Source organism: Pseudomonas sp. M2(2023) (assembly GCF_030263955.1).
GTDB classification, from domain to species: domain Bacteria; phylum Pseudomonadota; class Gammaproteobacteria; order Pseudomonadales; family Pseudomonadaceae; genus Aquipseudomonas; species Aquipseudomonas asiatica.
Map to the genome: position 1 here is coordinate 4,628,099 of NZ_CP127114.1, position 25,739 is coordinate 4,653,837.

The following is a 25,739-nucleotide window of genomic DNA, read 5'->3' on the forward strand; positions in this document are numbered from 1 at the left end:
TCATCTACCTCAGTTTCAGGGTTGCAAGGCCGATCAGCACCAGGATCACGGTGATGATCCAGAAGCGGACGATCACCCGTGGCTCTGGCCAGCCCTTGAGTTCAAAGTGGTGGTGGATCGGCGCCATGCGGAACACGCGCTTGCCGGTCAGCTTGAAGGAGGCAACCTGGATCACCACCGACAGGGTTTCCATGACGAACACGCCGCCCATGATGAACAGCACGATTTCCTGGCGGACGATCACGGCGATGGTGCCCAGCGCAGCGCCCAGCGCCAGCGCACCGACGTCACCCATGAATACCTGCGCTGGGTAGGTGTTGAACCACAGGAAGCCCAGGCCGGCACCGATCAGCGCGCCGCAGAACACGATCAGCTCGCCCGAGCCCGGCACATAGGGGATCAGCAGGTATTCGGCGAACTTAACGTTGCCCGACAGGTAGCAGAAGATGCCCAGAGCGCCGCCGACCATCACCGTCGGCATGATCGCCAGGCCGTCGAGGCCGTCAGTGAGGTTGACCGCGTTGCTCGAACCGACAATGACGAAGTAGGTCAGCACGACGAAGCCGATGCCCAGCGGAATGGTGACATCCTTGATGAACGGCAGGATCAGCGTGGTTTCGACGCTGGTCGGCGCGGTCTTGTAAAGGAAGATGGCTGCAGCCAGGCCGAACACCGACTGCCAGAAGTACTTCCAGCGGCTTGGCAGGCCACGCGAGTTCTTTTCGATCACCTTGCGGTAGTCGTCGACCCAGCCGATGGCACCGAATGCCAGGGTAACGATCAGCACCACCCACACGTAGCGGTTGGTCAGGTCGGCCCATAGCAGCGTGCTGACGGCGATGGCGGACAGGATCAGCGCCCCACCCATGGTCGGGGTGCCGGACTTGGACAAGTGCGATTGCGGGCCGTCGTTACGCACGGCCTGGCCGATCTGGCGGATTTGCAGGGTACGGATCATCCACGGCCCCAGCCACAGCGCCAGGGACAACGCGGTCAGCACACCCAGAATCCCGCGCAGGGACAGGTACTGGAAGACCGCGAAGCCTTTGTGGAACTGTTGCAGATACTCGGCCAACAGCAGCAGCATTAATGTTTCTCCCCGCTGGCACCGCACAATGCCGCCACGACGTTTTCCATCGCAGCGCTGCGCGAGCCCTTGATCAAGATAGTGGTGTCGCTGGCATTCTCGGCGCCAACCGCGTCGATCAGCTCAGCTTGAGTAGCGAAATGGCGGCCATTGGCTCCGAACGCCTTGACCGCGTGTGTCATGTTGGAACCCACTGCGTACAGGGCGTCGACCTTGCCACGCGCGTAGTCACCCACCTGACGGTGGCCTTCTTCCGCCCATTGCCCCAGTTCGCCGATATCCCCAAGCACCAAGACGGTGCGCCCGGAAAAGCCGGCGAGTATATCAATGGCCGCGCACATGGAGGTGGGATTTGCGTTGTAACTGTCGTCGATCACCCGCACGCCGTTCGGCGCAATCTGCGCCACGGTACGGCCCTTGACCGGTTGCACGGCAGCCAGGCCTGCGGCGATGCCGCTCAGGCTCAGACCAACGGCATGGGCAGCGGCAGCGGCGGCCAGGGCATTGCTGACGTTGTGCTCACCGAGCACATTGAGTTGCACGTCTACCGTGTCGCCAGCGCCATGCAGCTTGAACGACGGGCAACCACGGGCATCGCGGCCGATGTCAGAGGCATGGAAATCGGCCTTTGGATTGTTGCGGGCAAAGCTGAAGACCTTGTGCGCGCCGGCACGTGCCTTCCATATATCAAAGGCCTTGTCGTCCAGGTTGAGGATGGCGATACCGCCCTCGCCCAGGCCTTCGAGAATCTCGCCCTTGGCTTCGACGATCTTTTCCGGGCCGCCGAACTCGCCAACGTGGGCGGTGCCGGCGTTGTTGATGATGACCACCTGGGGCCGGGTCAGGCCGACGGTGTAGCGGATCTCGCCAATGCGCGAGGCGCCCAGCTCGATCACCGCGGCGCTGTGCTCGGGGGCGATCTCCAGCAGGGTCAGCGGCGCGCCGAGGTCGTTGTTCAGGTTGCCGCGGGTGGCGTGCACCAGGCCACGGGTGCGCAGGATGCTGGCGAGCATCTCCTTGACCGTGGTCTTGCCGCTGGAACCGGTGATGGCCACCACCGGCTTGTCGAAGGCAGCACGGTTCAGCGCGCCAAGCTGGCCGAGGGCCAGGCGGCAATCGGCGACCAGCAGCTGCGGCAGGTCGACATCGGCCACTTCACGCTCGACCAGGGCAGCGACAGCGCCCTTGGCCTTCACATCGGCCAGGTAGTCGTGGCCATCGAAGCGCGGGCCAGCCAGGGCGACGAACAATTGCCCGGCGCCAACACTGCGGCTGTCGATGCTGACGCCGGTGAAGGTGGCGTCAGCACCGATTTGTTGACCACTCAGTGCTGTGGTCAGCTGGCTGAGTGACATCGGCTTAAGCATGTGGAGCCTCCCAGGCTGCAAGTGCCTTTTCGGCCTCGGTCAAATCGGAGAAATCATGGCGCTCGCCATTGATCTCCTGGTAATCCTCGTGCCCCTTGCCGGCCAGCACGATCACATCGTCGGCAGCGGCGGTGGCGATCAGGTGCGCGATGGCTTCGCCACGACCGGCAACGAACTCGACTTCGACAGGCTTGGTGAAACCCGGGCGGATGTCGTCAAAGATGCGCAGCGGGTCTTCAGTACGCGGGTTGTCGTCTGTTACCAGCACGCGGTCGGCCAGGCGCTCGGCCACTTCAGCCATCAGCGGGCGCTTGCCGCGGTCTCGGTCGCCGCCGCAGCCGAAGAGGCACAGCAGCTTGCCGTGCGCATGCGGGCGCAGGGCTTCGAGCACTTTCTCCAGGGCGTCCGGGGTGTGCGCATAGTCGACCACCACCAACGGCTTGTCGCCCCCACCCAGGCGCTGCATACGGCCGATAGGCCCCTGCAGTTTCCGGGTGACCTCGAGGATTTCGTCCAGCGCATAGTCCAGCGCCAACAGAGTCGCCACGGCGGCGAGCATGTTGCTCAGGTTGAAGCGGCCCAGCAACTGGCTGCGCAGGGTACGTTCGCCCTGGGCGGTGACCAGGGTGGCGCACACGCCATCGTCATTGAACACGGCTTCACGGCAGTACAGCGAGGCCTCCGGGTTCTCCAGGCTGTAGCTGAGCAACCGGGTTTCGATATGGTCGACACTCGGGCGGCGGGCAAAATCGGCGGCCAGGCGACGGCCGAAATCGTCATCCAGGTTGACCACCTGGCAACGCAGGCTCGGCCAGGCGAACAGCTTGGCCTTGGCGGCCTCATAGGCCTCCATGCTGCCGTGGTAGTCCAGGTGGTCGCGGGACAGGTTGGTCATGACCGCAATGTCGAATTCCAGAGCGGCGACCCGGCCCTGCTCCAGTGCGTGGGAGGAAACCTCCATGGCCACGGCTTTGGCGCCACCTTTCTTGAGGTCATTGAGGGTCGACTGTACGGCGATCGGGTCGGGCGTGGTCAGGCGGCCACTCTGCAGCTCACCATAGAAGCCGGTACCCAAGGTGCCGATCAGGCCACAACGCTGGCCAAGCAAATCCAGCGCCTGAGCCACCAGCTGGGTGACGCTGGTCTTGCCGTTGGTACCGGTAACGCCCACCAGATTCAGCTGGCGGCTTGGTTCGCCATAGAAGCGACCTGCGATATCCGAAAGCTGGGCGATCAGGCCCTTGACCGGGATGAGCGGCACATCGGTGATTGGCAGGACGCTCGCGCCCTGCTCTTCATAGGCTACGGCGGCAGCGCCACGCGCCAGGGCATCGGCGATATGCTCGCGGCCATCGACCTTGGCACCCGGAACAGCCAGGAACAGATCACCCGGGCGCACATTGCGGCTGTCCAGCGTCAGTTCACGGATCAACGGGTCACGGCTGGCGTGAGCGAAAAGCTTGCTCAATGGCATTGTCATCATCCACGCCCTCCCTTGGCGGTTGCAGCTGCATTGACTTGCGATTGTTCGACGGGTGCCGGTGGCGGCAGGTTGTCTGGCGGAACGTTCATCAGGCGCAGGGTGCCGGACATGACCTTGCTGAATACCGGTGCCGAAACCAAGCCACCGAAGTAACCGCCCTTGCCAGGCTCATCGATCACCACGACGATGGCGTAGCGCGGGTCGCTCATCGGCCCGAAGCCGGCGAACAGCGAGCGGTAGGCGTTTTCGGTGTAGCCCTTGGAGCCCACGGTGGCTTTACGCGCGGTACCGGACTTGCCGGCCACGTGGTAGAACGGCACCTGGGCGCGGAACACGCCGCGCGGTGCTTCGATCACCTGTTGCAGCATGCCCTGAATGGTTTCGGCGGTTTCCTTCGGAATGGCCTGCACCGCTTCCGGGGCCTTGTCGACCTTGAGGATCGACAGCGGCACCATCTTGCCGTCGTTGGCCAGCGCCGCGTATGCATGCACCAGCTGCAGAGCGGTCACCGACACGCCATAGCCATAAGACAGGGTCGCAGTCTCGGCCTTGCGCCACTCGCGATGGTTGGGCAGGTTGCCGACGCGCTCGCCGGGGAAGCCAAGGCCGGTGTACTGGCCCAGGCCGACCTGGGACATGACCCGGTAGATGGCCTCGCCGCCGATGTCGAAGGCGATCTTGCTCATGCCGACGTTACTGGAGTTGATCAGGATACCGGTCAGGTCGAGGATCGGGCCTTCGCTCTTGGACACGTCCTTGATGGTGTAGCGACCAATTTGCAGGCTGCCCGGGTACACCTCGACCTTGTCGGTCGGCTTCCAGCGACCACTTTGCAGCGCCGCGCTCATGGAGATCGGCTTGACCGTGGAGCCCGGCTCGAACACGTCGATGATCGCGCGGTTACGCATGGCGGCCGGGAACATGCTGCGGCGGTTGTTGGGGTTGTAGGTCGGCTGGTTGACCATGGCCAGGACCTCACCGGTCTTGACGTCCATGATCACCAGGCTGCCGGCCTTGGCGTCCTGTTCGGCAATGGCGTTGCGCAGCTCGCGGGTGGCCAGGTACTGCAGGCGCAGGTCTATCGACAACGCCAAGGTCTTCCCGGCCTTGGCGTTCTTGGTTACCTGGATGTCCTTGATCAGCCGGCCGCGCCGGTCCTTGATCACCTGCCGCTTGCCGGGTACGCCAGCCAGCCATTCGTCATAGGCCAGCTCCACCCCTTCGCGACCGTGGTCGTCGAGGTCGGTGAAGCCGACCATGTGCGCGGTGACATCACCGGCCGGGTAGAAGCGGCGGAATTCTTCCAGGCCATACACGCCCGGCACTTTCAGGTCGAGCACATGCTGGCCCTGCTCCGGGGTCAGGCCGCGGACCAGGTAGATGAACTCTTTGCTGGCCTGCTGGGTCAGGCGCTCGGTCAGCTGCTGCGGGTTCTGCCCCAGTGCTGCTGCCAGCTGCGGCCAGCGGTCCTTGGAGGCCTGCATTTCCTTGGGGTTGGCCCACAGGGTGGTGACCGGGGTACTGACCGCCAACGGTTCACCGTTACGGTCGGTGATCAGGCCGCGGTGAGCCGGGATAGGGATGTGACGCAGGCTGCGCGCATCGCCCTGCCCCTTGAGGAAGTCACGGTCGACTACCTGCAGGTCGATGATGCGCCAGCAGATGGCACCGACCATCAGCGCCAGCAAGCCGATCACCACGCGGAAGCGCCAGGGGTAGAGTGCGCCTTCGAGCTTCATCATGGCGCCACCATCCGCACTTCGTCAGCCGAAGGTACGCGCATCTTCAGTTGCTCGGAAGCCAGGTTCTCGATGCGACTGGCGGCTGTCCAGGTGCTTTGTTCGAGGATCAGCCGGCCCCATTCGGCCTGGGCCTTGTCACGTTCGTTCAATTCGCCGTACAGCGTGTTGAGCAACTGACGGTTCCAGTGCGCGCTGTAGGACACGGCGATGGCCGAAACCAGCACGGCAACGAACAGCAGAAGCATCAGGAAGCTTCCGCCTGGCAAAGGTTTGGCAAACAGCCTGCTCACCGCAGCTTCTCCGCCACCCGCATAACGGCGCTGCGCGCCCGCGGGTTGGCCTTGAGCTCGGCGTCGGAAGCGAACTGAGCCTTGCCGATGAGCTTGATTTTCGGCTCGAAGACCTTGTGCTGTACCGGCAGGTTGCGCGGCAGGTTGTCAGCCTCGCCCTTGGCCAGCTTGCGCATGAACAGCTTGACGATGCGGTCTTCCAGCGAATGGAAGCTGATCACTGCCAGGCGGCCGCCCACTTCCAGCGCATCGATCGCGGCCTCCAGGCCTGCCTCGAGATCACCCAGTTCGTTGTTGACGTGAATGCGCAGGCCCTGGAAGGCACGGGTCGCCGGGTTCTTGCCCTTCTCCCAGGCCGGGTTGGCCACCTTCAGCACCTCGGCGAGGTCGCCGGTGCGGGTGAACGGTTGCTGTTCGCGGCGCTGCACCACGGCACGAGCCATGCGCTTGGCGAAACGCTCTTCGCCGTACTCCTTGAACACACGGGCTATTTCTTCTTCAGGTGCAGTGGCGATGAACTCGGCGGCGCTGATGCCCTGGTCCGGGTTCATGCGCATGTCGAGCGGGCCATCATTGAGGAAGCTGAAGCCCCGCTCGGGGTCATCCAGCTGCGGCGAGGAAACGCCCAGGTCCAGCAATACGCCGCTGACCTTGCCATCCAGGCCACGCTCGGCCACTTCCGCCCCCAGCTCGGCAAAGCTGCGCTGCACAATGACAAAGCGGCCGTCTTCGGCCGCCAGCGCTTGCCCCGTGGCAATCGCCTGTGGATCTTTGTCGAAACCCAGCAGCCGCCCTTGCGGCCCGAGCTTGCTGAGAATCAGCCGGCTGTGCCCGCCACGGCCAAAGGTGCCGTCCAGATAGCAACCGTCGGCGCGCAGGGCCAATGCCTCGACAGCTTCGTCGAGCAGGACGGTAATGTGGTTGAAGCCGCTATCTATGGTCACAGGATCAGGTCACGCAATTCGTCGGGCATGGCGCCCGGTTGTTGAATAGCTGCAAGGTCTGCTGCCGAAACCGCGTTCCAGGCATCTTCATCCCACAGCTGGAATTTGTTCAGTTGCCCCACCAGCATCGCCTTCTTGTCGAGCTTGGCGTACTCACGCAGACGGGGCGGCACCAGGAAACGCCCACTGCCATCGAGCTCCAGGTCAACCGCGTTACCGATCAGCAAACGCTGAAGGCGGCGGTTTTCCTCACGCAACGATGGCAAGGCACGCAACTTGGCTTCTATCTGCTCCCACTCATCGAGGGGATAAACACACAAGCAGGGGTCAACGGCGTCGATGGTCACGATCAGCTGACCATTGCAACGCGAATCGAGCTCGTCACGGTACCGGCTCGGCATGGCGAGACGGCCCTTGGCATCGAGGCTGACGGCGTTGGCTCCGCGGAACACGGCTGCGATTCCCCACAATGTTAGCTTTTTTGTGTCAGAAAACCCACTTCATCCCACTTTCTGCCACTTGCGCACACTATAGGAATCCGCCCGCAGCACCGTCAAGGCACGTTCGGAAGGAAAAGCCTTACAGGACCGAGATTTAGCGCAACAAAGGAATGCGGAAGGACTACCGAGCAGAAAAAAACACGAGAAAAATCAAACCCACGCAGGCGAATGGAGTTCGAAGTTAAAGTGAATTATTAAGAGTAAGATTTTTTCGGTATTACCAGAGGACATCTGCTATCGAATAAAGCAGGGAGGGAAAGGTGGAGAGTCGATCTGTAAGCCGGGTTTTGTCGAGGACAGTCATTCCTCTACGACGGCCATCACTGGACGCCTCTAGCAACCTACCCGGTTCCGACGCGGGCCACGCCTGATGGAACCCTATTTGGTCTTGCTCCGAGTGGGGTTTACCTAGCCACGAACTGTTGCCAGCCGTGCGGTGCGCTCTTACCGCACCTTTTCACCCTTACCGGCACCGAAGTGCTTAGGCGGTTATTTTCTGTGGCACTTTCCGTAGGCTCGCGCCTCCCAGGCGTTACCTGGCACTCTGCCCTATGGAGCCCGGACTTTCCTCCCCCTGCTGTTGCGGAACAAAAGCAGGCAGCGACTGTCCGATCGACTCTCCGCCGCCAAGGTTAACGGCACGCGCGCCCAAGAACAAGCAATACCGGCATTTATATCAATATGCCACTATTCGGCTTTCTGCTTTTCCAGTGCAAGTTGATACAGCAGGTTCTTGCGCACCCCGGTAATTTCCGCAGCCAGCGCCGCCGCCCGCTTGAGTGGCAGCTCGGCCAGCAGCAGGTCGAGCACCCGTTGCGCCTCGGCACTGACCGCCTGTTCGCCCTCCGGCGCACTCCAGCCACCGACCAGTACCACGCACTCACCGCGCTGCTGGTTGCTGTCACCAGCAACGAACGCGCGAAGCTCGGCCAGGGGCAGGCCCTTGAGGGTCTCGAAGGTCTTGGTCAGTTCACGCGCCAATAGCGCCGGGCGCTCGCCACCGAATACCGCCTCCATGTCTTCAAGGCATTCCAGGATACGGTGCGGGGCCTCGTAGAAGATCAGCGTGCGCGGCTCTTCCTTTACCTGCTCCAGGCGCGCCCGCCGTCCCGCCGCCTTGGCCGGCAGGAAGCCTTCGAAGATGAAGCGGTCCGACGGCAGGCCGGCTGCCGACAGCGCGGCGATCAGAGCGCAGGCGCCCGGCACCGGCACCACATTTACCCCCGCAGCACGCGCCTGGCGCACCAGGTGGTAACCCGGATCGGAAATCAGCGGCGTGCCGGCATCGGAAACCAACGCAACGTTCTCGCCCGCCAGCAGCTTGGTGAGAAAACGCCCGCCCTCGTCACGCTCGTTGTGCTCATGGCATGCCGCCAGCGGCGTGTCGATGCCGAAGTGCTGCAGCAGACGGATCGAATGACGGGTATCTTCCGCCGCGATCAGGGCCACGTCCGCCAGCACCTTCAGCGCCCGGGCACTCATGTCGTCGAGGTTGCCGATAGGGGTTGCGACCACATACAGCGTCCCCACCGTGGATTTCGAAGCCCCTGCCACATCAGTCACTGCGCACACCTGTCGTTCGGATCAAAGGCGCCATTGTAGCCCGAGCGCCTGCAACAGGGCGCAAAGAACTTCGCCGACGACCGATGGCAGGCCTCCTATAGTGAAGGATCGACACGGCAACATCGCGCCCCGGCCAGCGCTTGGGTACAATTGCCGGCCACCTTGATCGAGTAACAGGACCTTTACATGATCGCTTGCCTGCGGCTGTTCACAGCCCTCTGCCTTGCTGCCTTGCTGGCAGCCTGCGCCAGCTCGCCCTCATCCAGCCTGGGCGAACTGCCACGCACCCCGGACGCCAGCATCGAGCAACTGCTCGAAAAGGCTGCTTCCAGCAAGTCCGCGGAAGACGCCGCGCTGCTGCGCCTGAGCGCAGCCGACCTGGCCTACAGGCAGAAGGACTTCCCACGCGCCGCACGCATCCTCGAGCAGGTGCCGCTGGACACGCTCAAGCCGGCCCAGCAAGTGTTCGCCAGCACCCTCGGTGCCGAGCTGGCCATGAGCCGCAACCAGCCCAAGGCTGCCCTGGCCGCCCTGGCCCACCCCAGCCTGCAGCGCGTCGCCGAACTGCCGGAAGAACAGCAAGCGCGCACCTACAGCGTGCACGCGGCCGCCCTCGAAGCCGATGGCCAGGCCCTCGCCGCCGCGCAACAGCGCGTGCTGCTGGGCCCGCTGCTCAGCGGTCAGGCCGCCAGCGCCAACAATGACGCCATCTGGGCACTGGTCGCCTCGCTGCCGGCAGAGCAACTGCAGCAGCCAGGCAACGACCAGACCCTTGCCGGCTGGACCAGCCTGGCCTTCGCGGTAAAAAGCGCCGGCACCCTGGAACAGCAGCAAGCGGCGATCGACGCCTGGGTCAAGCAGCACCCGGACCACCCGGCCGCCCAGCAACTGCCGCTGGCTCTGACCAAGCTCAAGGAGCTGGCCAGCCAACCGCTGACCAAGATTGCCCTGCTGCTGCCTCAGGAAGGCCCGCTTGCCGGTGTTGCCCGCGCCCTGCGTGACGGTTTCATGGCTGCACACTTCCAGGCCCAGCAAGCCGGCCAGCAGGCGCCAGCCGTGCAGGTATTCGACAGCTCGCGCATCGGCTCGCTCGACGACTTCTATCGCCAGGCCCAGGCCGCAGGCGTACAGCTGGTCATCGGCCCACTGGAAAAACCGCTGGTCAAGCAACTGGCTGCCAAGCCACAACTGCCGATCACCACCCTGGCCCTGAACTACGCCGACGCCGGCCAGAAGGCTCCACCGCAGCTGTTCCAGTTCGGCCTCGCTGCCGAAGACGAAGCCCGTGAAGTGGCCCGTCGCGCCCGCGCCGATGGCATGGTCCGCGCAGTTGCCCTGGTACCGAGCGGCGAATGGGGCGATCGCGTGCTTGCCGCCTTCCGCCAGGACTGGGAAGGCAACGGTGGCACTCTGCTCGCCGCCGAGCGCATTGCCCAGCCGGTCGCACTGGCCCAGCAGATTGCCGACCTGTTCCAGCTGCGCCAGAGCGAAGGCCGCGCCAAGAGCCTGCAGAGCACGGTAGGTGGCAGCATCGCCGCGCAGCCGTCGCGCCGCCAGGACATCGACTTCATCTTCCTCGCCTCGACCCCGCAACAGGCCCAGCAGATCAAGCCGACCCTGAACTTCCAGTACGCCGGTGACGTACCGGTCTACGCCACCTCGAACCTGTACAGCGCCAGTGGTGACGTCAACCAGTACAACGACATGAACGGTATCCGCTTCTGCGAAACCCCGTGGCTGCTGGACACCAGCAACAGCCTGCGCCAGCAGGTCGTGCAGCAGTGGCCGCAAGCGGCCGGCAGCCTTGGCCGCCTGTATGCCATGGGCGTCGACGCCTACAGCCTGGCGCCGCGCCTGGGCCAGCTGAAAGCACTGCCGGACAACCGCGTACTGGGCCTTTCAGGCAGCCTGAGCATGAACGCCAACCAGCGTGTCGAGCGCCAGCTGCCTTGGGCCGAGTTCGTCCGCGGCCAGGTCCAGCGCCTGCCTGATACCGCCCGCTGATGGCAGCAGCGTCGCCCACCAGCGCCGGGCAGGCAGCGGAAACCCAGGCCCTTGAGTACCTTCAAGGGCAAGGCCTGCAACTGCTGGCGCGCAACTGGCGATGCAAAGGCGGTGAGCTTGATCTGGTCATGCTCGACGCCGATACAGTAGTATTCGTCGAAGTCCGCTACCGGTTGCACGCGGGCTTCGGTGGCGCCCTCGGCAGTATCGACGGGCGCAAGCAAAAACGGTTGGTGCTCGCCGCCAGCCTGTTCCTGCAGAAGGAGCCCCACTGGGGTAACCACCCCTGCCGCTTCGACGTAGTCGCCCTGCAGGGCAGCCACCATGCAGGCAGACCGCTTCAATGGCTGAAAAACGCCTTCGAATGCTGAACCCATTCCGATTTTTTTGCTCTATGTTTCGCGGGCTGGTCGTTGTTGCGCGTAGCAAAGGCCACCGCCCCACTTAAGGTCACCAGATGGACATGCAATCCCGAATTCGCCGGCTATTCCAGGCCAGCATCGATACCAAGCAACAGGCAATGGACATCCTGGCACCGCACATCGAGCAGGCCAGCCTGGTCATGGTCAACGCGCTGCTCAACGAGGGCAAGATGCTCGCCTGTGGCAACGGCGGCTCGGCCGGCGATGCCCAGCACTTTTCCTCCGAGCTGCTCAATCGCTTCGAGCGCGAACGCCCGAGCCTGCCGGCCATCGCGCTGACCACCGACAGCTCGACCCTGACCTCGATCGCCAACGACTACAGCTACAACGAAGTCTTTTCCAAGCAGATCCGCGCGCTGGGCCAGCCCGGTGACGTGCTGCTGGCGATCTCCACCAGCGGCAATTCGGCCAACGTGATTCAGGCGATCCAGGCCGCACATGACCGCGAAATGATTGTCGTAGCATTGACTGGTCGCGATGGCGGCGGCATGGCTTCGCTGCTGCTGCCCGAAGACGTGGAAATCCGCGTGCCTTCGACGGTTACCGCGCGTATCCAGGAAGTCCACCTGCTGGCGATCCACTGCCTGTGTGATCTGATCGACAGCCAACTGTTCGGGAGTGAAGAATGACCCCTACGCGCCTCGGCCTTATGGCCCTGACCCTATGCCTGAGCGTCACTGGTTGCAGCTCGGTGCTGACCTCTACCCGCAATTCGCCAATCGAGGACGATCGCGGAACGCGCACCATCGGCAGCAAGATCGACGACTCGCTGATCGAAACCAAGGCCTCGGTCAACATCGCCAAGGCCAGCCCTGACCTGGACAAAGGTTCGCACATCGTTGTCAGCAGCTACAACGGCATCGTCCTGCTGGCCGGCCAAACACCGCGCGCCGACCTCAAGAGCCTCGCCGAGCAGACTGCCAGCCAGGTACAGCGCGTCAAGAAAGTGCACAACGAGCTGCAGGTGATGCAGCCCTCCTCCATCCTGGCGCGCAACAACGACGCCTGGCTGACCACCAAGATCAAGACCCAGATGCTGACCGACAATGCCGTGCCCAGCTCGCGCATCAAGGTAATTACCGAGAACGGCATCGTTTACCTGCTTGGCCTGGTGACCCAACAGGAGGCCAACTCGGCCACTGCCGTGGTACAGGGCGTTTCGGGCGTGCAGAAGATCGTCAAGCTGTTCGAGTACATCGACTGATTCACTGATTACCTGCACCGGCCTCTTCGCGGGTAAACCCGCTCCCACACGAATCTCACAGCTTTCGAGGCTTGTTGTATTCCTGTTGGAGCGGGTTTACCCGCGAAAAAGCCAGCACAAGCAACAACACTGCCCCACGTTTCAGAAAAACCAGGAAACACCGCATGAAAAAGCTTCTGCTGCCTGCCCTGCTATTCGGCACTTTCGCCACCCTGGCCGGCTGCTCTACACCAAGCCTGATCACCCTCAACGATGGCCGTGAATTCCAGGCCGTCGACGTACCGAAGTTCGACCGTGACGCCGGCTTCTACGAGTTCCAGCAACTCGATGGCAAGCGTACCCGCATCAACAAGAACCAGGTACGCACCATCAGCGACCTGTAAGCAGGGCTGGCAGTAAAGAAAAGGCGACCCGGTTGGATCGCCTTTTTTATTACTTGACCACTTTCAGACTTGGTCGACCAGTCGGGCGTGGCGGCTGGCCACCACCCTCTGGCGGGCCATCGTCATCCGGCTGCACATCATCATCTTCCTGCTCATCGTCATCCATCATGGACGACTCCAGCTCGAAGACCATACCTTGGCCATTCTCGCGGGCGTAAATACCCAGGATGGCGCCAACCGGCACGTACAGCGAGTGGGCCACGCCACCGAAGCGGCCCTCGAAGCTGACCGCCTCGTTGTCCATGTGCAGGCTGCGCACGGCACTTGGCGAGATGTTCAACACGATCTGGCCATCACTGGCGAAACCGTCCGGCACCTGGACCTTCGGGAATTCGGCATTGACCAGCATATGGGGCGTGCAATCGTTGTCGACGATCCACTCGTACAGTGCTCGAACCAGATAGGGGCGACTGGAGTTCATCAACGGCTCCTTAAAGCTTGCGCATTTCACGTTCTACGGAGGACAGGCTCGCCTGGAAAGGCTCGCGGGCAAACTGCCGCTCCATGTATTCCAGCAGCGGCTTGGCTTGCCGCGGCAACTCGATGCCCAACACCGGCAGACGCCAGAGTATGGGCAGTAGACAACAATCGACCAGGCTTTGCTCCTCACTCATGAAGCAGGCGAACTCGCCGAACAACGGCGAGACCCCGGTCAGGCTCTCACGCAACGCCTTGCGCGCTTCGGCTCGGTCAGCCTCGCTGCTGCGCGGATCGAGCACGGTATCGGCCAGGGAGCACCAGTCGCGCTGGATGCGGTGCATCAGCAAGCGACTGTTCCCCCGCGCAACCGGGTACACCGGCATCAGCGGCGGATGTGGATAACGCTCCTCGAGGTATTCCATCACCACGGTCGATTCATACAGCGCCAGGTCACGGTCGACCAGGGTCGGCACGCTGCCGTAAGGGTTCACCTCGGCCAGCTTGGGCGGCAGGCGACTGGGGTCGACATCGATGACCTGCACGCTGATACCCTTCTCGGCGAGCACGAGGCGTACCCGATGAGAATAGTGATCAGCGGGGTCGGAATAGCAGGCTAACCTGTTGGTTACGCCCATGTAGCGCCTCCTCGCACGGGATGCTTGTAAAACTGTAAATGAAAACGCGCCCGTGGGGACCTGGCAGATCTGCCAGGCCACCACGGGCGCGTTCAACAACCAGAAACTACTGCGTGATCAGTGCACGTCCTTCCAGTATTCACGCTTGAGCAAATAGGCGAATACGAAGAAGAAAGCCAGGTACAGCAACACGTAGGTACCGATGCGCTGGCTTTCCAGTTTGACCGGGTTGGCCGAATAGGCCAGGAAGGTCACCAGGTTCTTGACCTTCTCGTCGAACTGCTCGGTCGTCAGGGTACCGGAATTCGGCGTAATGGTCAGCTGGTCGCAGGCTTCATGGGTCAGCGGGCTACCAGTCAGTGGGTCGAATTGCTTCTTGCCATCGGTTACGGTCTGCACCTGCTTGCAGCCAACCACCTGGTTACCCTGCAAGCCGACCAGCACGTTAGGCATGCCGACGTTCGGGAACACCTTGTTGTTCACCCCATAAGGCCGCGACGGGTCCTCATAGAAGCTGCGCAGGTAGGTGTACAACCAGTCGGTACCACGCACTCGGGCCACCAGGGTCAGGTCGGGCGGTGCAGCGCCGAACCAGGTCTTGGCGTCACTGGGCTTCATGCCGATCTGCATGTGGTCACCGATCTTGGCACCGGTGAACACCAGCTTCTCGAGCATCAGCTCGTGGGGGATGCCCAGGTCATCAGCAACCCGCTCGTAACGCTGGAACTTCGCACTGTGGCAACCCATGCAATAGTTGGCAAAGGTACGCGCACCGTCCTGCATGGCGGCCTTGTCGCTCAGGTCGATGTCGACCTTGTCCAGCTCCAGGCCCGCTTCGGCAGCGAAGGAAAAGGCAGGCATCACTGCCAGCAAAAATACTGCAATCAACTTTTTCATCAGCCAGTCACCCTTTCCGGAACCGGTTTGGTCTTCTCGAGCCTTGTGTAGAACGGCATCAGCAGGAAGTAGGCGAAGTACAACACCGTGCACACCTGCGACAGCAAGGTACGCCCAGGTGTCGGCGCCAGCACGCCCAGTATGCCGAGGATGACGAAGGCCACACAGAACACCAGCAGGAAGAGCTTGCTGATCCAGCCCTTGTAGCGCATGGAGCGGACCGGGCTGCGGTCGAGCCAGGGCAAGACGAACAACACGGCAATGGCCGCACCCATGGCAATGACGCCCATCAGCTTGTCAGGCACCGCACGCAGGATCGCGTAGAACGGCGTGAAGTACCACACAGGCGCAATGTGCTCGGGGGTCTTGAAGGCGTTCGCCTGCTCGAAGTTAGGTTTCTCCAGGAAGTAACCGCCCATTTCCGGGAAGAAGAACACCACGGCGCAGAACACGAACAGGAACACCACCACGCCGACAATATCCTTGACGGTGTAGTACGGGTGGAACGGGATACCGTCCAGCGGGATACCATTTTCGTCCTTTTTCTTCTTGATGTCGACGCCATCGGGGTTGTTCGAACCCACTTCATGAAGGGCGAGGATGTGCAGGACCACCAGGCCGAGAATCACGATCGGCAAGGCAACCACGTGCAGGGCGAAGAAGCGGTTCAGAGTGATACCCGAGATCAGGTAGTCACCACGGATCCATTGGGTGAGGTCGCCACCGATCACCGGAATGGCACCGAACAGCGAGATGATCACCTGGGCACCCCAGTACGACATCTGGCCCCACGGCAGCAGGTAGCCCATGAAGGCTTCGGCCATCAGCGCCAGGTAGATCAGCATGCCGAACAGCCACACCAGTTCACGCGGCTTCTGGTAGGAACCGTAGAGCAGGCCGCGGAACATGTGCAGGTAGACGACGATGAAGAACGCCGATGCACCGGTGGAGTGCAGGTAGCGCAGGATCCAGCCGTATTCCACATCCCGCATGATGTACTCGACCGAGGCGAACGCCTCTTCTGCCGAGGGCGTGAAGCTCATGGTCAGCCACACACCGGTGACGATCTGGTTGACCAGCACCAGCAACGCCAGCGAGCCGAAGAAGTACAGGAAGTTGAAGTTCTTGGGTGCGTAATACTTGCTCAGGTGGTCTTCCCACATCTTGGTCGCGGGGAAGCGAGCATCAATCCAGTCCATGAACTTGCTCATCATGCGTTCTCCTGGTCAACGCCGATGACGACGATCTCGTCCGACTCGTAAGAGTGCGGTGGCACGGGCAGGTTGAGTGGCGCCGGCTGCGACTTGTAGACACGGCCGGCCAGGTCGTAGTGGGAACCGTGGCACGGGCAGAAATAGCCACCGACCCATTTCGGGCCAAGGTCGGCGGGTGCGACTTCCGGGCGGAAGGTGGGCGAGCAGCCCAGGTGTGTGCACAGGCCAACAAGGATGAGGATTTCCGGCTTGATCGAACGAACCTGCGGATCGACGTAGGTGGGCTGCACCGAGGCCTTGGACTCGGGGTCAGCCAGATCACCTACGACCTTTTTCAGGTTACCGAGGATCTCGTCCGTTCGCCGCACGATGAACACTGGCTGACCGCGCCACTCGGCCACCATCTGCTGCCCGGCCTCGACCTTGGCGATATTGACCTTCACCGGTGCACCCGCGGCTTTCGCCTTGGCACTGGGAAACCATGACCCCACGAACGGTACCGCAGCCCCCACTGCCCCCGCCGCCCCGACTACGGATGTCGCGGCTACGAGGAAGCGGCGCCGGCCTGCGTTGACGCCGTCATTGCTCATTCAGTCCTCTCCCATCAGCTTGCTTGACCAGTTGGACCTGGCCTGTACTTAGGTAATGTCTGTGGCACTAAAAATTGGCCGCCATGGTAAGAAACAAATCCACACACTGACAAGGTGATTACCCGGGGAACGGGCTACAACCCTCGCTTTGCTTGATCTGCGTCTATGCGGCAAGTCGTCACGGACATGCTGACAGGTTAGTTCAAGACATAAAAAAAGCCCGGTTCCAAAGAACCGGGCTTTTTTCGACTGCCGAAGCGGTATTAACGCTTGGAGTACTGAGGACGCTTACGCGCTTTACGCAGACCCACTTTCTTACGCTCGACTTCACGAGCGTCGCGGGTGACGTAGCCAGCACGACGCAGAGCGCCACGCAGGGTTTCGTCGTATTCCATCAGAGCGCGGGTGATACCGTGACGGATCGCACCGGCTTGACCGCTGACACCACCACCGGAAACGGTGACGTAGATGTCGAACTTCTCAACGGTTTCGGTCAGCTCGAGCGGCTGACGAACAACCATGCGAGCGGTTTCGCGACCGAAGAACACGTCCAGAGAACGGTTGTTGATGGAAATGTTACCAGTACCCGGACGCAGGAATACGCGAGCGGTTGCGGTCTTGCGACGGCCAGTGCCGTAGTTTTGAGTCGCCGACATAATGAACTATCCCGTTAGATCTTCAGTTCTTGAGGCTGCTGAGCAGTGTGTGGGTGAGCAGCACCCGCGTACACTTTCAGCTTGCGGTACATGTCGCGACCCAGCGGGTTCTTCGGCAGCATGCCTTTGACCGCAGTTTCGATAACACGCTCAGGGGCCTTGGCGATCAACTTCTCGAAGTTGATTTCCTTGATACCGCCCGGGAAACCGGAGTGGGAGTAGTACATCTTGTCGGAAGACTTGGCACCAGTCACACGAACCTGCTCGGCGTTGATAACGACGATGTAGTCGCCGGTGTCAACGTGAGGGGTGTATTCTGGCTTGTGTTTGCCACGCAGACGGCTAGCGATTTCGGTAGCCAGACGACCCAGGGTCTGGCCAGCGGCGTCGACTACGAACCACTCGCGCTTTACTGTTTCCGGTTTAGCAGTAAAAGTTTTCATTCTCTAAAGCCTCAGAGGCCGCCCAGCGAAAAATAGACGGCGAATCTTACTGGATAGTGCACAGCTTGCCAAGGGCAAGCGCGCAGCCGAACGCTGACGCTTTTGGGGGCTCGGGTCAGGCACGCCAATGTTCGACGGGGTTCTTCCTGCGTGGTGGTGCATCACTTCCGCCACACGGAGAGGTGCCGAATTATCCAGATTGCGCGAAAAATTTCAACCTGCTTTGATGGGCTTCTTTGCCAAGGAGTGTCTATCCGATGGAATACCGCCAGCTCGGCCGTACCGACCTCAATGTCAGTGCCCTGTGCCTTGGAACCATGACCTGGGGCGAGCAGAACGTTCAGGCCGAGGCCTTCGAGCAGATTGCCCGGGCCAAGGCCGCCGGGGTCAACTTCATCGACACCGCCGAGATGTACCCGGTGCCGCCCCGCCCCGAAACCTACGCCGCCACCGAGCGCATCATCGGCAACTGGTTCCGCGCCAATGGCGATCGCGATGACTGGGTGCTGGCCAGCAAGGTCGCCGGCCCCGGCAACGGCATCAGCCACATCCGCGACGGCCAGCTCAAGCACAACCGCCAGCACATCGTCGCCGCGCTGGACGAGAGTCTCAAGCGCCTGCAGACCGACCGCATCGACCTGTACCAGCTGCACTGGCCCGAGCGCAGCACCAACTTCTTTGGCAAGCTGGGCTACCAGCATTTGCCACAGGACCACTTCACCCCGCTGGAAGAAACCCTTGAAGTACTCGACGAGCAGGTGCGCGCAGGCAAGATCCGCCACGTCGGCCTGTCCAACGAAACGCCGTGGGGCACCATGAAGTTCCTGCAACTGGCTGAAAGCCGCGGCTGGCCGCGAGCAGTATCGATCCAGAACCCTTACAACCTGCTCAACCGCAGCTTCGAGGTGGGCCTGGCGGAAGTGGCCATCCGCGAGCAGTGCGGCCTGCTGGCCTATTCGCCGCTGGCGTTCGGCATGCTCTCCGGCAAATACGAGAACGGCGCACGCCCGGAAAACGCACGCCTGACCCTGTTCAGCCGCTTTGCCCGCTATTCCAACCCACAGACCGTGGCGGCCTGCAGCCGCTATGTGCAGCTGGCCCGCGAGCACGGCCTGGACCCGGCGCAGATGGCCCTGGCATTTGTCACCCGGCAGCCGTTCGTGACCAGCAACATCATTGGCGCGACCAGCCTCGAGCAGTTGGACAGCAACCTTGCCAGCCTCGAGCTGAGCCTGAGTGATGAACTGCTGGCGGCGATCGAGGCGATTCACCAGGAGCAACCGAACCCGGCGCCTTGAGCCGGACCCTGTGCTGGTTTCTTCGCGGGCTCGCCCGCTCCCTGCCCCTCAGGCCTGCGGGTTACCTGTGGGAGCGGGCAAGCCCGCGAAGAAACCAGCGCGGTGTAGCAGGCTAGACACAATCGCCAAAAAATAAGACGATCCAGCCGGTGATTGACCACTCTACCCTATAAGAACAATGACAATGATGTTTACCCAACCCTCCGCGTCGCTGCGGCGCGTCAGCATCCTGGCCATTGACAAGGTGTTCGCTTCGACCTTGATGCAGGCCAAGGATTTCTTCCACCTCGCCAGCTTGCGCTACAGCAAGCAACTGGGCCTGGGCCTGCAGCCCATGTTCGAGATTCGCCTGGTGAGCCCAGACGGCCAGCCCGTGGACAGCTTCAGCAATGTGCAGTTGCCGGTCGAAGGCGGCCTAGACGACGCCGACGTGATCATCCTCCCGGCCTTCTGGGATGACTTCGACAACCTGCTGCAACGTTATCCACAGGTACTGCCTTGGCTGCGTGAACAGCATGCCCGCGGCTCGGTGCTGTGCGCCGAGGCCAGTGGCGTATTCTGGCTGGCCGAGTCCGGCCTGCTCGATGGCAAGGAAGCGACCACCTACTGGCGCTTCTTCAACAGCTTTGCCGAACGCTTCCCGAAGATCCGACTGAACCAGGACAAGCATCTGACAGATGCAGACAACCTCTATTGCGCCGGCGGGACCACTTCAGCCTGCGACCTGTACATCTATCTGATCGAACGCTTCTGCGGCGCCAACGTGGCCCGCGCCGTGTCCCGCGACATCCTCTACGAAGTGCAGCGCAACTACACCCCGGGACGCATGGGCTTTGGCGGGCAGAAGCTGCACCAGGACCTGATCATCCTGCAGATACAGCACTGGCTGGAAGAACACTTCGCCGACAAGTTCCGCTTCGAGGACGTGGCTCGCAACCACGGCATGAGCATTCGCAATTTCATGCGGCGTTTCCAGAGCGCTACGGGTGACAAGCCGCTGCACTACCTGCAACGGTTGAGGATCGAGACGGCCAAGGGCTTGTTGTCGAGCACGCGCAAGAGCATCAAGACCATCAGTTATGAGGTGGGCTATGACGATGCCAGTTTCTTTGCGCGGCTGTTCCGCCAGCATACCGAGTTGTCGCCGAACCAGTATCGGCAACAGTTCATGCAAGAGGCTTGAGGCCAATGGGGCTGCTCTGCAGCCCATCGCGACACAAGGCCGCTCCTACAGGGAATCGCGTAATCCTGTAGGAGCGGCCTTGTGTCGCGAAAGGGCCGCAAAGCGGCCCCGGTAATTTCAAGGCTTGTGCGCCCGCGCCAGAAACTCGTGCGACTGCATCTCCAGCAAGCGACTCAGGGTACGCTGGAACTCGAAGGCCAAGCGCCCACCGGTATACAGGTCCTTCAGCTCCACCTCGGCCGAGATGATCAGTTTGACGTTGCGGTCGTAGAACTCGTCCACCATGTTGATGAAGCGGCGGGCGATGTCGTCGGTGGTGACACCCATCTGCTCCACGTTGCTCAACAGCACGGCATGGAAGATCTTGCCCAGTTCGATGTAGTCGTTCTGGCTGCGGGGGCCGTCGCACAGGGCGCGGAAGTCGAACCAGGCCACGTCGTCACAGGTAAGCAGGGCATTGATCGGGCGATTCTCGATCATCAGCACGTCGTTCTGGACCGCCTGGGTGCACTCGGGGGTCAGTGCCTTGAAGCTTGCGCGCAGGCTCTGGTGAGCCGCTTCATCGAGCGGGTAATGGTAAAGCTCGGCCTGCTCCAGGTGACGCAGGCGGTAGTCGACCCCGCTGTCGACGTTCACCACCTCGGTGTACTGCTTGATCATGGCGATGGCCGGCAGGAAACGCGCGCGCTGCAGGCCGTCCTTGTACAGGCCGTCCGGCACGATGTTGGAGGTAGCCACCAGCGATACGCCGTTCTTGAACAACTCTTCCATCAGGGTGCCGAGAATCATCGCGTCGGTAATGTCCGACACGAAGAATTCGTCGAAACAGATGACCTTGGCTTCTTCGCTGAAGCGCTTGGCAATGATGGTCAGCGGGTTCTTCTCGCCCTTGAGGGTTTTCATCTCCTCGTGCACACGCTTCATGAAGCGGTGGAAGTGCGTGCGCATCTTCTGCTTGAACGGCAGCGCCTCGAAGAAGGTATCGACCAGGTAGGTCTTGCCGCGCCCTACCCCACCCCAGAAGTACAGGCCCTTGACCGGGGTCTGCTCCTTCTTGCCGAACAGCTTGCCGAACACACCCGGCTTGTTGTTCTGCGCGTGTACCAGGTCATCGTACAGGCGCTGCAGGTAACGCACCGCAGTTTCCTGCGCCGCGTCATGGAAGAAGTCGGGACGTTTCAGATCTGCTTGATATCGTTCTAGGGGCGTCATGATTCGTTAGCGAGGCAACAAAAAACGGGCCGTCACTGTAGCGACAGGCCCGCTTAATGGCAATCAGACTTGCGTCAATATGCCTCATCCAGACCAACTAAGTGCTGGATGGCACCGGCTTTGCCGGTGTTCGCGGGCAAAACCGCTCCTACAGGCGAAATGCCTCAGTCCGGTTGTGGCGCAAGCGCTGCACGCAGGCTTTCGATGGCCGAATCACGGGCTTCGGCGCTGTCGAACTGCGGCCCCTCGGCAACCTGTTCACCGTTCAGCCACAGACCGAAACCCAGGCCTTCGACGCGTACATCCGCCTCGCCACCTTGCTGCAGCTGCTTGCTCACGGCGCCGGCGCTCTTGCCGTCGGCGAAGCTGCGCGACAGCAGCAGTTGCTCGCCATCAGCGGCAAGCAGGCGGAAGCGGAAGCTGCCGTCTTCATCGCGGAAGCTGACGAAACGCGCACTCTTGGCGGCCTTCTTCTTCACTTCGGTGCTGGCCTGCACGCTGCTACGGAACGAACGCAGGCCAACAGCCTCGCGCAGCTGCTCGAGGAATGGCGTGGCGATCTTGCGAGCCTTGGCAGCGCCGGCCAGCAGGATGTCTTCCAAGTCCGCCGGGCGGGCGATCAGCTGGTGGTAGTACTCGCGCTTCTCGGCCAGCTGGCCGTCCAGCAGCTGGAACAGCCGCTGCTTGGCCTCGCCCCAGCCCAGGCCCTGCAGCAGCTCTTCACGGAACTCGGCGCACTGCGCCGGCGTCGAGAAGGCCTGGAACAGGGTGAACAGGTGAGCGTTGTCCGGGTCTTTCGCCTCGCCAGGCGCACGCGAGTCGGTGACGATGCGCGAGATGGCGTCTTTCATCTCCTTGGCGCTGGTGAATAGCGGGATGGTGTTGTCGTAGCTCTTGGACATCTTGCGCCCGTCCAGGCCCGGCAGGGTCGCCACGCTCTCCTCGATCACCGCTTCCGGCAGGGCGAAGAAGTCCTTGCCCTGGCCGAACAGGTGGTTGAAGCGCTGACCGATGTCGCGGGCCATTTCCACGTGCTGGATCTGGTCACGACCGACCGGCACCTTGTTGGCGTTGAACATCAGGATGTCCGCAGCCATCAGCACCGGGTAGCTGTACAGGCCCATGGTCACGCCGGCATCCGGGTCCTCGCCATTTTCCAGGTTCTTGTCCACCGAGGCCTTGTAGGCGTGTGCACGGTTGAGCAGGCCCTTGGCGCTGACGCAGGTCAGCAGCCAGGTCAGCTCGGGGATTTCCGGGATATCGGACTGGCGGTAGAAGGTCACCTTGTCCGGATCGAGACCGCCGGCCAGCCAGGTGGCGGCAATTTCCAGACGCGAACGCTGGATGCGCAGCGGGTCGTCGCACTTGATCAGGGCGTGGTAGTCGGCCAGGAAGTAGAACGAGTCGACACCGGGCTGCTGGCTGGCACGGATCGCCGGGCGGATGGCGCCGGCGTAGTTGCCCAGGTGCGGAGTGCCGGTGGTGGTGATACCGGTGAGAATGCGCGTGGTCATGGGTGTTCGCTTATTCAGGCTTGGCTCAGTTCGAAAGGCGCGGCAGCAGCAGATCCTTCAGATCGGTCAGCTTGCCATGGAAGAAGTGTCCGCATTCTGCCACTTTCAGCAGCTCATGGGGGCGCGACAGGCTGTCGGACCATTCGTAAACCAGCTGCGGCGCGACGACTTCGTCGGCGTCCGGCTGCACCACGGTGATCGGGCAGCGCTGCGGCAGCGGGAAATCCGCCGTCAGGCGCATGACCGCCGGGGCGATCATGAACAGCTGCTGCAGCTCTACTCCAGTGGCCTCCAGGCGGCCGGCCAGGCTGGTGGCGACAAAACCACCGAACGAGAAGCCCATCAGCACCAGCGGCAGGCCCAGATGCTTTTCGCGCAGCCAGGCCGCAGCGGCTTCGGCATCGGCCACCTCGCCAGCGCCCATGTCATGGGTACCTGCGCTCTGCCCGACGCCACGGTAGTTGAACCGCAAGGTCACGTAGCCGGCGTCACGGGCGGTGCGTTGCAAGGTCGAGACCACCTTGTTGAGCATGGTGCCGCCCTGGACCGGGTTGGGGTGGCAGATCAGCACCGCGCCACGTGCATTGGCCACGTCCAGGTACAAGGCTTCCAGCTGGCCGCTGGGGCCATCGATGAACAAGGGGGTTTCGCGGACAAGCAAGGCACTACTCCGTGACCTCGGGAGGGGTCGATTCGTCTAGATGAGGAATTCTGTTCTGATTTGCGATCGCTCGCGGTATACAGCGCAGGTCTGAGCCGTTAACGTAAAGCAAAGCCGTTTATAGAGGAAGGACTCGTGGAACTCTCGCTCCTTGTTTGGTTGTTGCCGACCCTGGCCCTGGTCATCGGTGTGGTGGTTGGGTTCGTCGTCGCTCGCCTGCTGCCCAATGCCGCGCCGAGCAGCACCCAGCGTCAACTGGATGATATCCAGAAGCGCTTCGACAGCTATCAGAACGAAGTGGTTACTCATTTCAACAGCACTGCCGTGCTGGTCAAGAAACTGACCCAAAGCTATCAGGACGTGCAGGACCACCTGGCCGAAGGCGCCAACAGCCTGGCCCTGGACGACGTCACTCGCCAACGCTTGCTGGCAGCCCTGCACTCCGAGGCAGCGCAAGGCCCACGCGACCGTTTGACCCCGCCGAAGGACGCCGAAGTGCCACGCGACTACGCGCCGAAAGCACCGAACTCGCCGGGCATGCTCGACGAGAGCTACGGGCTCAAGCGCTGATCTGCAGAAAATGACAAAGGCCTCGCAAGAGGCCTTTTTCATGGGCTGGATTCACTGGGCTCTTCGCGGGTGAACCCGCTCCCACAGGGGCGGCGCAGGTTTCAAATACTGCGCCTGACCTGTAAGCGGGTTTACCCGCGAAGAGGTCGGCCCAGGCAACCTAGCTGCAGGCCTGCAATGCCTGCTCGACATCCGCTAGCAGGTCCTCCACGTCCTCCAGCCCCACCGACAGGCGCACCAGCCCCTCCGATATCCCGTGATGGGCCCGCTCCTTCGCGGTATAGCTTGAGTGCGTCATGCTCGCCGGATGCTGCGCCAGCGACTCGGCATCGCCCAGGCTCACCGCCCGCGCAAACAGTTGCAGGGCATTCATGAATCTGCGCCCGGCCTCGATCCCCCCCTTGAGCTCGAACGCGATCATCCCGCCCGGCAAACGCATCTGCCGCTGCGCCAGCTCGTACTGGGCAAACGACGGCAAACCCGGGTAGTGAATCAGCTCCACCTGCGGCTGCCGCGCCAGAGCCTCGGCCACCTGCTGGGCATTTGCGCAATGGCGGTCCATGCGCAGGGCCAAGGTCTTGATACCGCGCATCAGCAGCGACGCATCGTGGGGTGACAGCACCGCCCCGGTCATGTCCTTCAGCCCTTCCAGGCGAATGCGGTCGACCAGCGCCTTGCGCCCCACCACCAGACCGGCAGTGATATCGCCGTGGCCACTCAGGTACTTGGTCGCCGAATGCACCACCAGGTCCGCCCCCAGCTCCAGCGGCCGCTGCAGGTAAGGCGTGCAGTAGGTGTTGTCGACCACCACATGCACATCATGCCCGCGCACCGCTTCGGCCACCGCGGCGATATCCACCAACTGCATGTTGGGGTTGGCCGGCGTTTCGAAGTAGATCATCCGCGTTTTGCTGTTGATCGCCGCTTTCAGGGCCTTGGCATCGTTCAGGTCGACATGGCGGATCTTCACCCCGAATTCGCCAATGCCATGGTGCAGGAAAGAAAAAGTGCAGCCGTACAATGTACGCCCGACGATCAGCTCATCACCAGGGCGCAACAGGGTCCAGATCGTCGAGGTGATGGCCCCCATGCCCGACGCCAATGCCAGCCCCGCCTCGCCGCCCTCCAGCGAGGCCATGCGCTGTTCCAGCAGGGCCAAGGTAGGGTTGGAAATGCGGCTGTAGAAATGCCCCGGCTCCTCCCCGGCGAAGCAAGCAGCACCGTATTCGACTGTGGGGAAGGCATAAGTAGCGGTCTGGTACACCGGCGGCACCAGGGCGCCACCGTGGGAAAGCGGATCGTAGCCATGGTGAATGGCCCGCGTGGAAAAACCGGTGTTGTTATGGGAGTCGCGCATGGCAACAGCCTCTTGTGGTTTGCTATAAGCTTATGCCACC

27 protein-coding genes and 1 other RNA gene are annotated in these 25,739 nt (G+C 62.1%); 8 read left to right on the top strand and 20 right to left on the bottom strand.

Features of this window, described 5'->3' with window-relative positions:
* Positions 1–4 precede the first annotated feature (4 nt).
* From mraY to rsmI, 9 genes are all read right to left on the bottom strand, one after another.
* On the bottom strand, positions 5–1,087 hold the full coding sequence (gene mraY / locus QN085_RS21275) for a phospho-N-acetylmuramoyl-pentapeptide-transferase (protein ID WP_023661969.1): 1,083 nt from the start codon (positions 1,085–1,087) through the stop codon (positions 5–7).
* Positions 1,087–2,454 carry a UDP-N-acetylmuramoyl-tripeptide--D-alanyl-D-alanine ligase gene (locus QN085_RS21280; RefSeq protein WP_023661970.1) on the bottom strand — a complete coding sequence of 456 codons (1,368 nt, stop codon included), beginning with the start codon at positions 2,452–2,454 and terminating at the stop codon, positions 1,087–1,089. The genes mraY and QN085_RS21280 overlap by 1 nt, the downstream gene beginning before the upstream one ends.
* The gene (locus tag QN085_RS21285; protein WP_013974116.1) at positions 2,447–3,937 is read right to left on the bottom strand and encodes a UDP-N-acetylmuramoyl-L-alanyl-D-glutamate--2,6-diaminopimelate ligase; all 1,491 of its coding nucleotides are present in this window, start codon (positions 3,935–3,937) and stop codon (positions 2,447–2,449) included. Before QN085_RS21285 ends, QN085_RS21280 begins: the two co-directional genes overlap by 8 nt.
* Entirely contained in the window at positions 3,934–5,676 is a 1,743-nt protein-coding gene (locus QN085_RS21290) for a peptidoglycan D,D-transpeptidase FtsI family protein (RefSeq protein WP_162150115.1), read from the bottom strand. Before QN085_RS21290 ends, QN085_RS21285 begins: the two co-directional genes overlap by 4 nt.
* Positions 5,676–5,969 (bottom strand): cell division protein FtsL, encoded by a 294-nt coding sequence (gene ftsL, locus QN085_RS21295; protein ID WP_003260787.1) that lies wholly within the window; start codon positions 5,967–5,969, stop codon positions 5,676–5,678. The genes QN085_RS21290 and ftsL overlap by 1 nt, the downstream gene beginning before the upstream one ends.
* Positions 5,966–6,913 carry a 16S rRNA (cytosine(1402)-N(4))-methyltransferase RsmH gene (gene rsmH / locus QN085_RS21300; protein WP_013974118.1) on the bottom strand — a complete coding sequence of 316 codons (948 nt, stop codon included), beginning with the start codon at positions 6,911–6,913 and terminating at the stop codon, positions 5,966–5,968. The genes ftsL and rsmH overlap by 4 nt, the downstream gene beginning before the upstream one ends.
* Positions 6,910–7,365, bottom strand: coding sequence for a division/cell wall cluster transcriptional repressor MraZ (gene mraZ / locus QN085_RS21305; RefSeq protein ID WP_004575120.1), 456 nt, complete (start codon positions 7,363–7,365; stop codon positions 6,910–6,912). The genes rsmH and mraZ overlap by 4 nt, the downstream gene beginning before the upstream one ends.
* A gap of 308 nt (positions 7,366–7,673) precedes the next feature.
* An RNA gene (gene rnpB / locus QN085_RS21310) (RNase P RNA component class A) lies at positions 7,674–8,033 on the bottom strand.
* Positions 8,034–8,100: 67 nt separating this feature from the next.
* The gene (gene rsmI, locus QN085_RS21315) at positions 8,101–8,895 is read right to left on the bottom strand and encodes a 16S rRNA (cytidine(1402)-2'-O)-methyltransferase (protein ID WP_230397085.1); all 795 of its coding nucleotides are present in this window, start codon (positions 8,893–8,895) and stop codon (positions 8,101–8,103) included.
* Positions 8,896–9,162: 267 nt separating this feature from the next.
* Between rsmI and QN085_RS21320 the strand changes: the two genes are divergently transcribed.
* The 5 genes from QN085_RS21320 to QN085_RS21340 all read left to right on the top strand — a co-directional run bounded on the left by QN085_RS21320 (position 9,163) and on the right by QN085_RS21340 (position 12,989).
* Complete coding sequence (locus tag QN085_RS21320; RefSeq protein ID WP_024087708.1) at positions 9,163–10,980, top strand: penicillin-binding protein activator; 1,818 nt, start codon at positions 9,163–9,165, stop codon at positions 10,978–10,980.
* Positions 10,980–11,351 (top strand): YraN family protein, encoded by a 372-nt coding sequence (locus QN085_RS21325; RefSeq protein WP_013974121.1) that lies wholly within the window; start codon positions 10,980–10,982, stop codon positions 11,349–11,351. The genes QN085_RS21320 and QN085_RS21325 overlap by 1 nt, the downstream gene beginning before the upstream one ends.
* 86 nt (positions 11,352–11,437) lie before the next feature.
* On the top strand, positions 11,438–12,031 hold the full coding sequence (locus QN085_RS21330) for a phosphoheptose isomerase (protein ID WP_012274070.1): 594 nt from the start codon (positions 11,438–11,440) through the stop codon (positions 12,029–12,031).
* Entirely contained in the window at positions 12,028–12,606 is a 579-nt protein-coding gene (locus tag QN085_RS21335; RefSeq protein ID WP_023662826.1) for a BON domain-containing protein, read from the top strand. The genes QN085_RS21330 and QN085_RS21335 overlap by 4 nt, the downstream gene beginning before the upstream one ends.
* A 164-nt stretch (positions 12,607–12,770) precedes the next feature.
* Positions 12,771–12,989: a YgdI/YgdR family lipoprotein gene (locus tag QN085_RS21340; protein WP_013974122.1), complete on the top strand. Its 219-nt coding sequence runs from the start codon at positions 12,771–12,773 to the stop codon at positions 12,987–12,989.
* A 49-nt stretch (positions 12,990–13,038) separates the two neighbouring features.
* Here the strand turns inward: QN085_RS21340 and QN085_RS21345 are convergent, their stop codons facing one another.
* The 7 genes from QN085_RS21345 to rplM form a co-directional block, all read right to left on the bottom strand.
* Complete coding sequence (locus QN085_RS21345) at positions 13,039–13,470, bottom strand: ClpXP protease specificity-enhancing factor (protein WP_024087709.1); 432 nt, start codon at positions 13,468–13,470, stop codon at positions 13,039–13,041.
* A gap of 10 nt (positions 13,471–13,480) precedes the next feature.
* Entirely contained in the window at positions 13,481–14,104 is a 624-nt protein-coding gene (locus QN085_RS21350) for a glutathione S-transferase N-terminal domain-containing protein (protein WP_023662824.1), read from the bottom strand.
* A gap of 117 nt (positions 14,105–14,221) precedes the next feature.
* A complete protein-coding gene (locus QN085_RS21355; RefSeq protein ID WP_023662823.1) occupies positions 14,222–15,001 on the bottom strand; it encodes a cytochrome c1 in 780 nt (259 codons plus the stop codon).
* Positions 15,001–16,212 (bottom strand): cytochrome b, encoded by a 1,212-nt coding sequence (locus tag QN085_RS21360; RefSeq protein ID WP_003260795.1) that lies wholly within the window; start codon positions 16,210–16,212, stop codon positions 15,001–15,003. The genes QN085_RS21355 and QN085_RS21360 overlap by 1 nt, the downstream gene beginning before the upstream one ends.
* Positions 16,212–16,805 (bottom strand): ubiquinol-cytochrome c reductase iron-sulfur subunit, encoded by a 594-nt coding sequence (petA, locus tag QN085_RS21365; RefSeq protein WP_015271723.1) that lies wholly within the window; start codon positions 16,803–16,805, stop codon positions 16,212–16,214. The genes QN085_RS21360 and petA overlap by 1 nt, the downstream gene beginning before the upstream one ends.
* Before the next feature lie 263 nt (positions 16,806–17,068).
* Positions 17,069–17,461 (bottom strand): 30S ribosomal protein S9, encoded by a 393-nt coding sequence (rpsI, locus tag QN085_RS21370; protein WP_003260797.1) that lies wholly within the window; start codon positions 17,459–17,461, stop codon positions 17,069–17,071.
* A gap of 14 nt (positions 17,462–17,475) precedes the next feature.
* On the bottom strand, positions 17,476–17,904 hold the full coding sequence (gene rplM / locus QN085_RS21375; RefSeq protein WP_003260798.1) for a 50S ribosomal protein L13: 429 nt from the start codon (positions 17,902–17,904) through the stop codon (positions 17,476–17,478).
* Between the two features lie 257 nt (positions 17,905–18,161).
* Here rplM and QN085_RS21380 point away from each other — a divergent pair, with 257 nt between their 5' ends.
* Positions 18,162–19,202, top strand: coding sequence for an NADP(H)-dependent aldo-keto reductase (locus QN085_RS21380; protein WP_023662822.1), 1,041 nt, complete (start codon positions 18,162–18,164; stop codon positions 19,200–19,202).
* 262 nt (positions 19,203–19,464) lie between these two features.
* Positions 19,465–20,385 (top strand): GlxA family transcriptional regulator, encoded by a 921-nt coding sequence (locus QN085_RS21385; RefSeq protein WP_169774643.1) that lies wholly within the window; start codon positions 19,465–19,467, stop codon positions 20,383–20,385.
* Positions 20,386–20,502: 117 nt separating this feature from the next.
* Here the strand turns inward: QN085_RS21385 and zapE are convergent, their stop codons facing one another.
* From zapE to QN085_RS21400, 3 genes are all read right to left on the bottom strand, one after another.
* A complete protein-coding gene (zapE, locus tag QN085_RS21390; RefSeq protein WP_285688342.1) occupies positions 20,503–21,597 on the bottom strand; it encodes a cell division protein ZapE in 1,095 nt (364 codons plus the stop codon).
* A 164-nt stretch (positions 21,598–21,761) separates the two neighbouring features.
* Complete coding sequence (locus tag QN085_RS21395; RefSeq protein ID WP_003257163.1) at positions 21,762–23,111, bottom strand: tryptophan--tRNA ligase; 1,350 nt, start codon at positions 23,109–23,111, stop codon at positions 21,762–21,764.
* 25 nt (positions 23,112–23,136) lie between these two features.
* Positions 23,137–23,772, bottom strand: coding sequence for an alpha/beta hydrolase (locus QN085_RS21400; RefSeq protein WP_023662821.1), 636 nt, complete (start codon positions 23,770–23,772; stop codon positions 23,137–23,139).
* Positions 23,773–23,907: 135 nt separating this feature from the next.
* Between QN085_RS21400 and QN085_RS21405 the strand changes: the two genes are divergently transcribed.
* Positions 23,908–24,342, top strand: a complete 435-nt coding sequence (locus QN085_RS21405) for a Z-ring associated ZapG family protein (RefSeq protein ID WP_003257164.1) — start codon at positions 23,908–23,910, stop codon at positions 24,340–24,342.
* A gap of 160 nt (positions 24,343–24,502) precedes the next feature.
* On the opposite strand, the gene QN085_RS21410 is transcribed toward QN085_RS21405, so the two are convergent.
* Positions 24,503–25,699 (bottom strand): methionine gamma-lyase, encoded by a 1,197-nt coding sequence (locus QN085_RS21410; RefSeq protein WP_013974133.1) that lies wholly within the window; start codon positions 25,697–25,699, stop codon positions 24,503–24,505.
* Positions 25,700–25,739 lie beyond the last annotated feature (40 nt).

Bases quoted from the DNA above. Each gene is read 5' to 3' on its own strand.
- mraY (WP_023661969.1), bottom strand. From the start codon at position 1,087: ATGCTGCTGCTGTTGGCCGAGTATCTGCAACAGTTCCACAAAGGCTTC.
- QN085_RS21280 (WP_023661970.1), bottom strand. From the start codon at position 2,454: ATGCTTAAGCCGATGTCACTCAGCCAGCTGACCACAGCACTGAGTGGT.
- QN085_RS21285 (WP_013974116.1), bottom strand. From the start codon at position 3,937: ATGATGACAATGCCATTGAGCAAGCTTTTCGCTCACGCCAGCCGTGAC.
- QN085_RS21290 (WP_162150115.1), bottom strand. From the start codon at position 5,676: ATGAAGCTCGAAGGCGCACTCTACCCCTGGCGCTTCCGCGTGGTGATC.
- rsmI (WP_230397085.1), bottom strand. From the start codon at position 8,895: ATGAGTGCCCGGGCGCTGAAGGTGCTGGCGGACGTGGCCCTGATCGCG.
- QN085_RS21320 (WP_024087708.1), top strand. From the start codon at position 9,163: ATGATCGCTTGCCTGCGGCTGTTCACAGCCCTCTGCCTTGCTGCCTTG.
- QN085_RS21325 (WP_013974121.1), top strand. From the start codon at position 10,980: ATGGCAGCAGCGTCGCCCACCAGCGCCGGGCAGGCAGCGGAAACCCAG.
- QN085_RS21330 (WP_012274070.1), top strand. From the start codon at position 11,438: ATGGACATGCAATCCCGAATTCGCCGGCTATTCCAGGCCAGCATCGAT.
- QN085_RS21335 (WP_023662826.1), top strand. From the start codon at position 12,028: ATGACCCCTACGCGCCTCGGCCTTATGGCCCTGACCCTATGCCTGAGC.
- QN085_RS21340 (WP_013974122.1), top strand. From the start codon at position 12,771: ATGAAAAAGCTTCTGCTGCCTGCCCTGCTATTCGGCACTTTCGCCACC.
- QN085_RS21345 (WP_024087709.1), bottom strand. From the start codon at position 13,470: ATGAACTCCAGTCGCCCCTATCTGGTTCGAGCACTGTACGAGTGGATC.
- QN085_RS21350 (WP_023662824.1), bottom strand. From the start codon at position 14,104: ATGGGCGTAACCAACAGGTTAGCCTGCTATTCCGACCCCGCTGATCAC.
- QN085_RS21355 (WP_023662823.1), bottom strand. From the start codon at position 15,001: ATGAAAAAGTTGATTGCAGTATTTTTGCTGGCAGTGATGCCTGCCTTT.
- QN085_RS21360 (WP_003260795.1), bottom strand. From the start codon at position 16,212: ATGAGCAAGTTCATGGACTGGATTGATGCTCGCTTCCCCGCGACCAAG.
- petA (WP_015271723.1), bottom strand. From the start codon at position 16,805: ATGAGCAATGACGGCGTCAACGCAGGCCGGCGCCGCTTCCTCGTAGCC.
- rpsI (WP_003260797.1), bottom strand. From the start codon at position 17,461: ATGTCGGCGACTCAAAACTACGGCACTGGCCGTCGCAAGACCGCAACC.
- rplM (WP_003260798.1), bottom strand. From the start codon at position 17,904: ATGAAAACTTTTACTGCTAAACCGGAAACAGTAAAGCGCGAGTGGTTC.
- QN085_RS21380 (WP_023662822.1), top strand. From the start codon at position 18,162: ATGGAATACCGCCAGCTCGGCCGTACCGACCTCAATGTCAGTGCCCTG.
- QN085_RS21385 (WP_169774643.1), top strand. From the start codon at position 19,465: ATGCAGGCCAAGGATTTCTTCCACCTCGCCAGCTTGCGCTACAGCAAG.
- zapE (WP_285688342.1), bottom strand. From the start codon at position 21,597: ATGACGCCCCTAGAACGATATCAAGCAGATCTGAAACGTCCCGACTTC.
- QN085_RS21395 (WP_003257163.1), bottom strand. From the start codon at position 23,111: ATGACCACGCGCATTCTCACCGGTATCACCACCACCGGCACTCCGCAC.
- QN085_RS21410 (WP_013974133.1), bottom strand. From the start codon at position 25,699: ATGCGCGACTCCCATAACAACACCGGTTTTTCCACGCGGGCCATTCAC.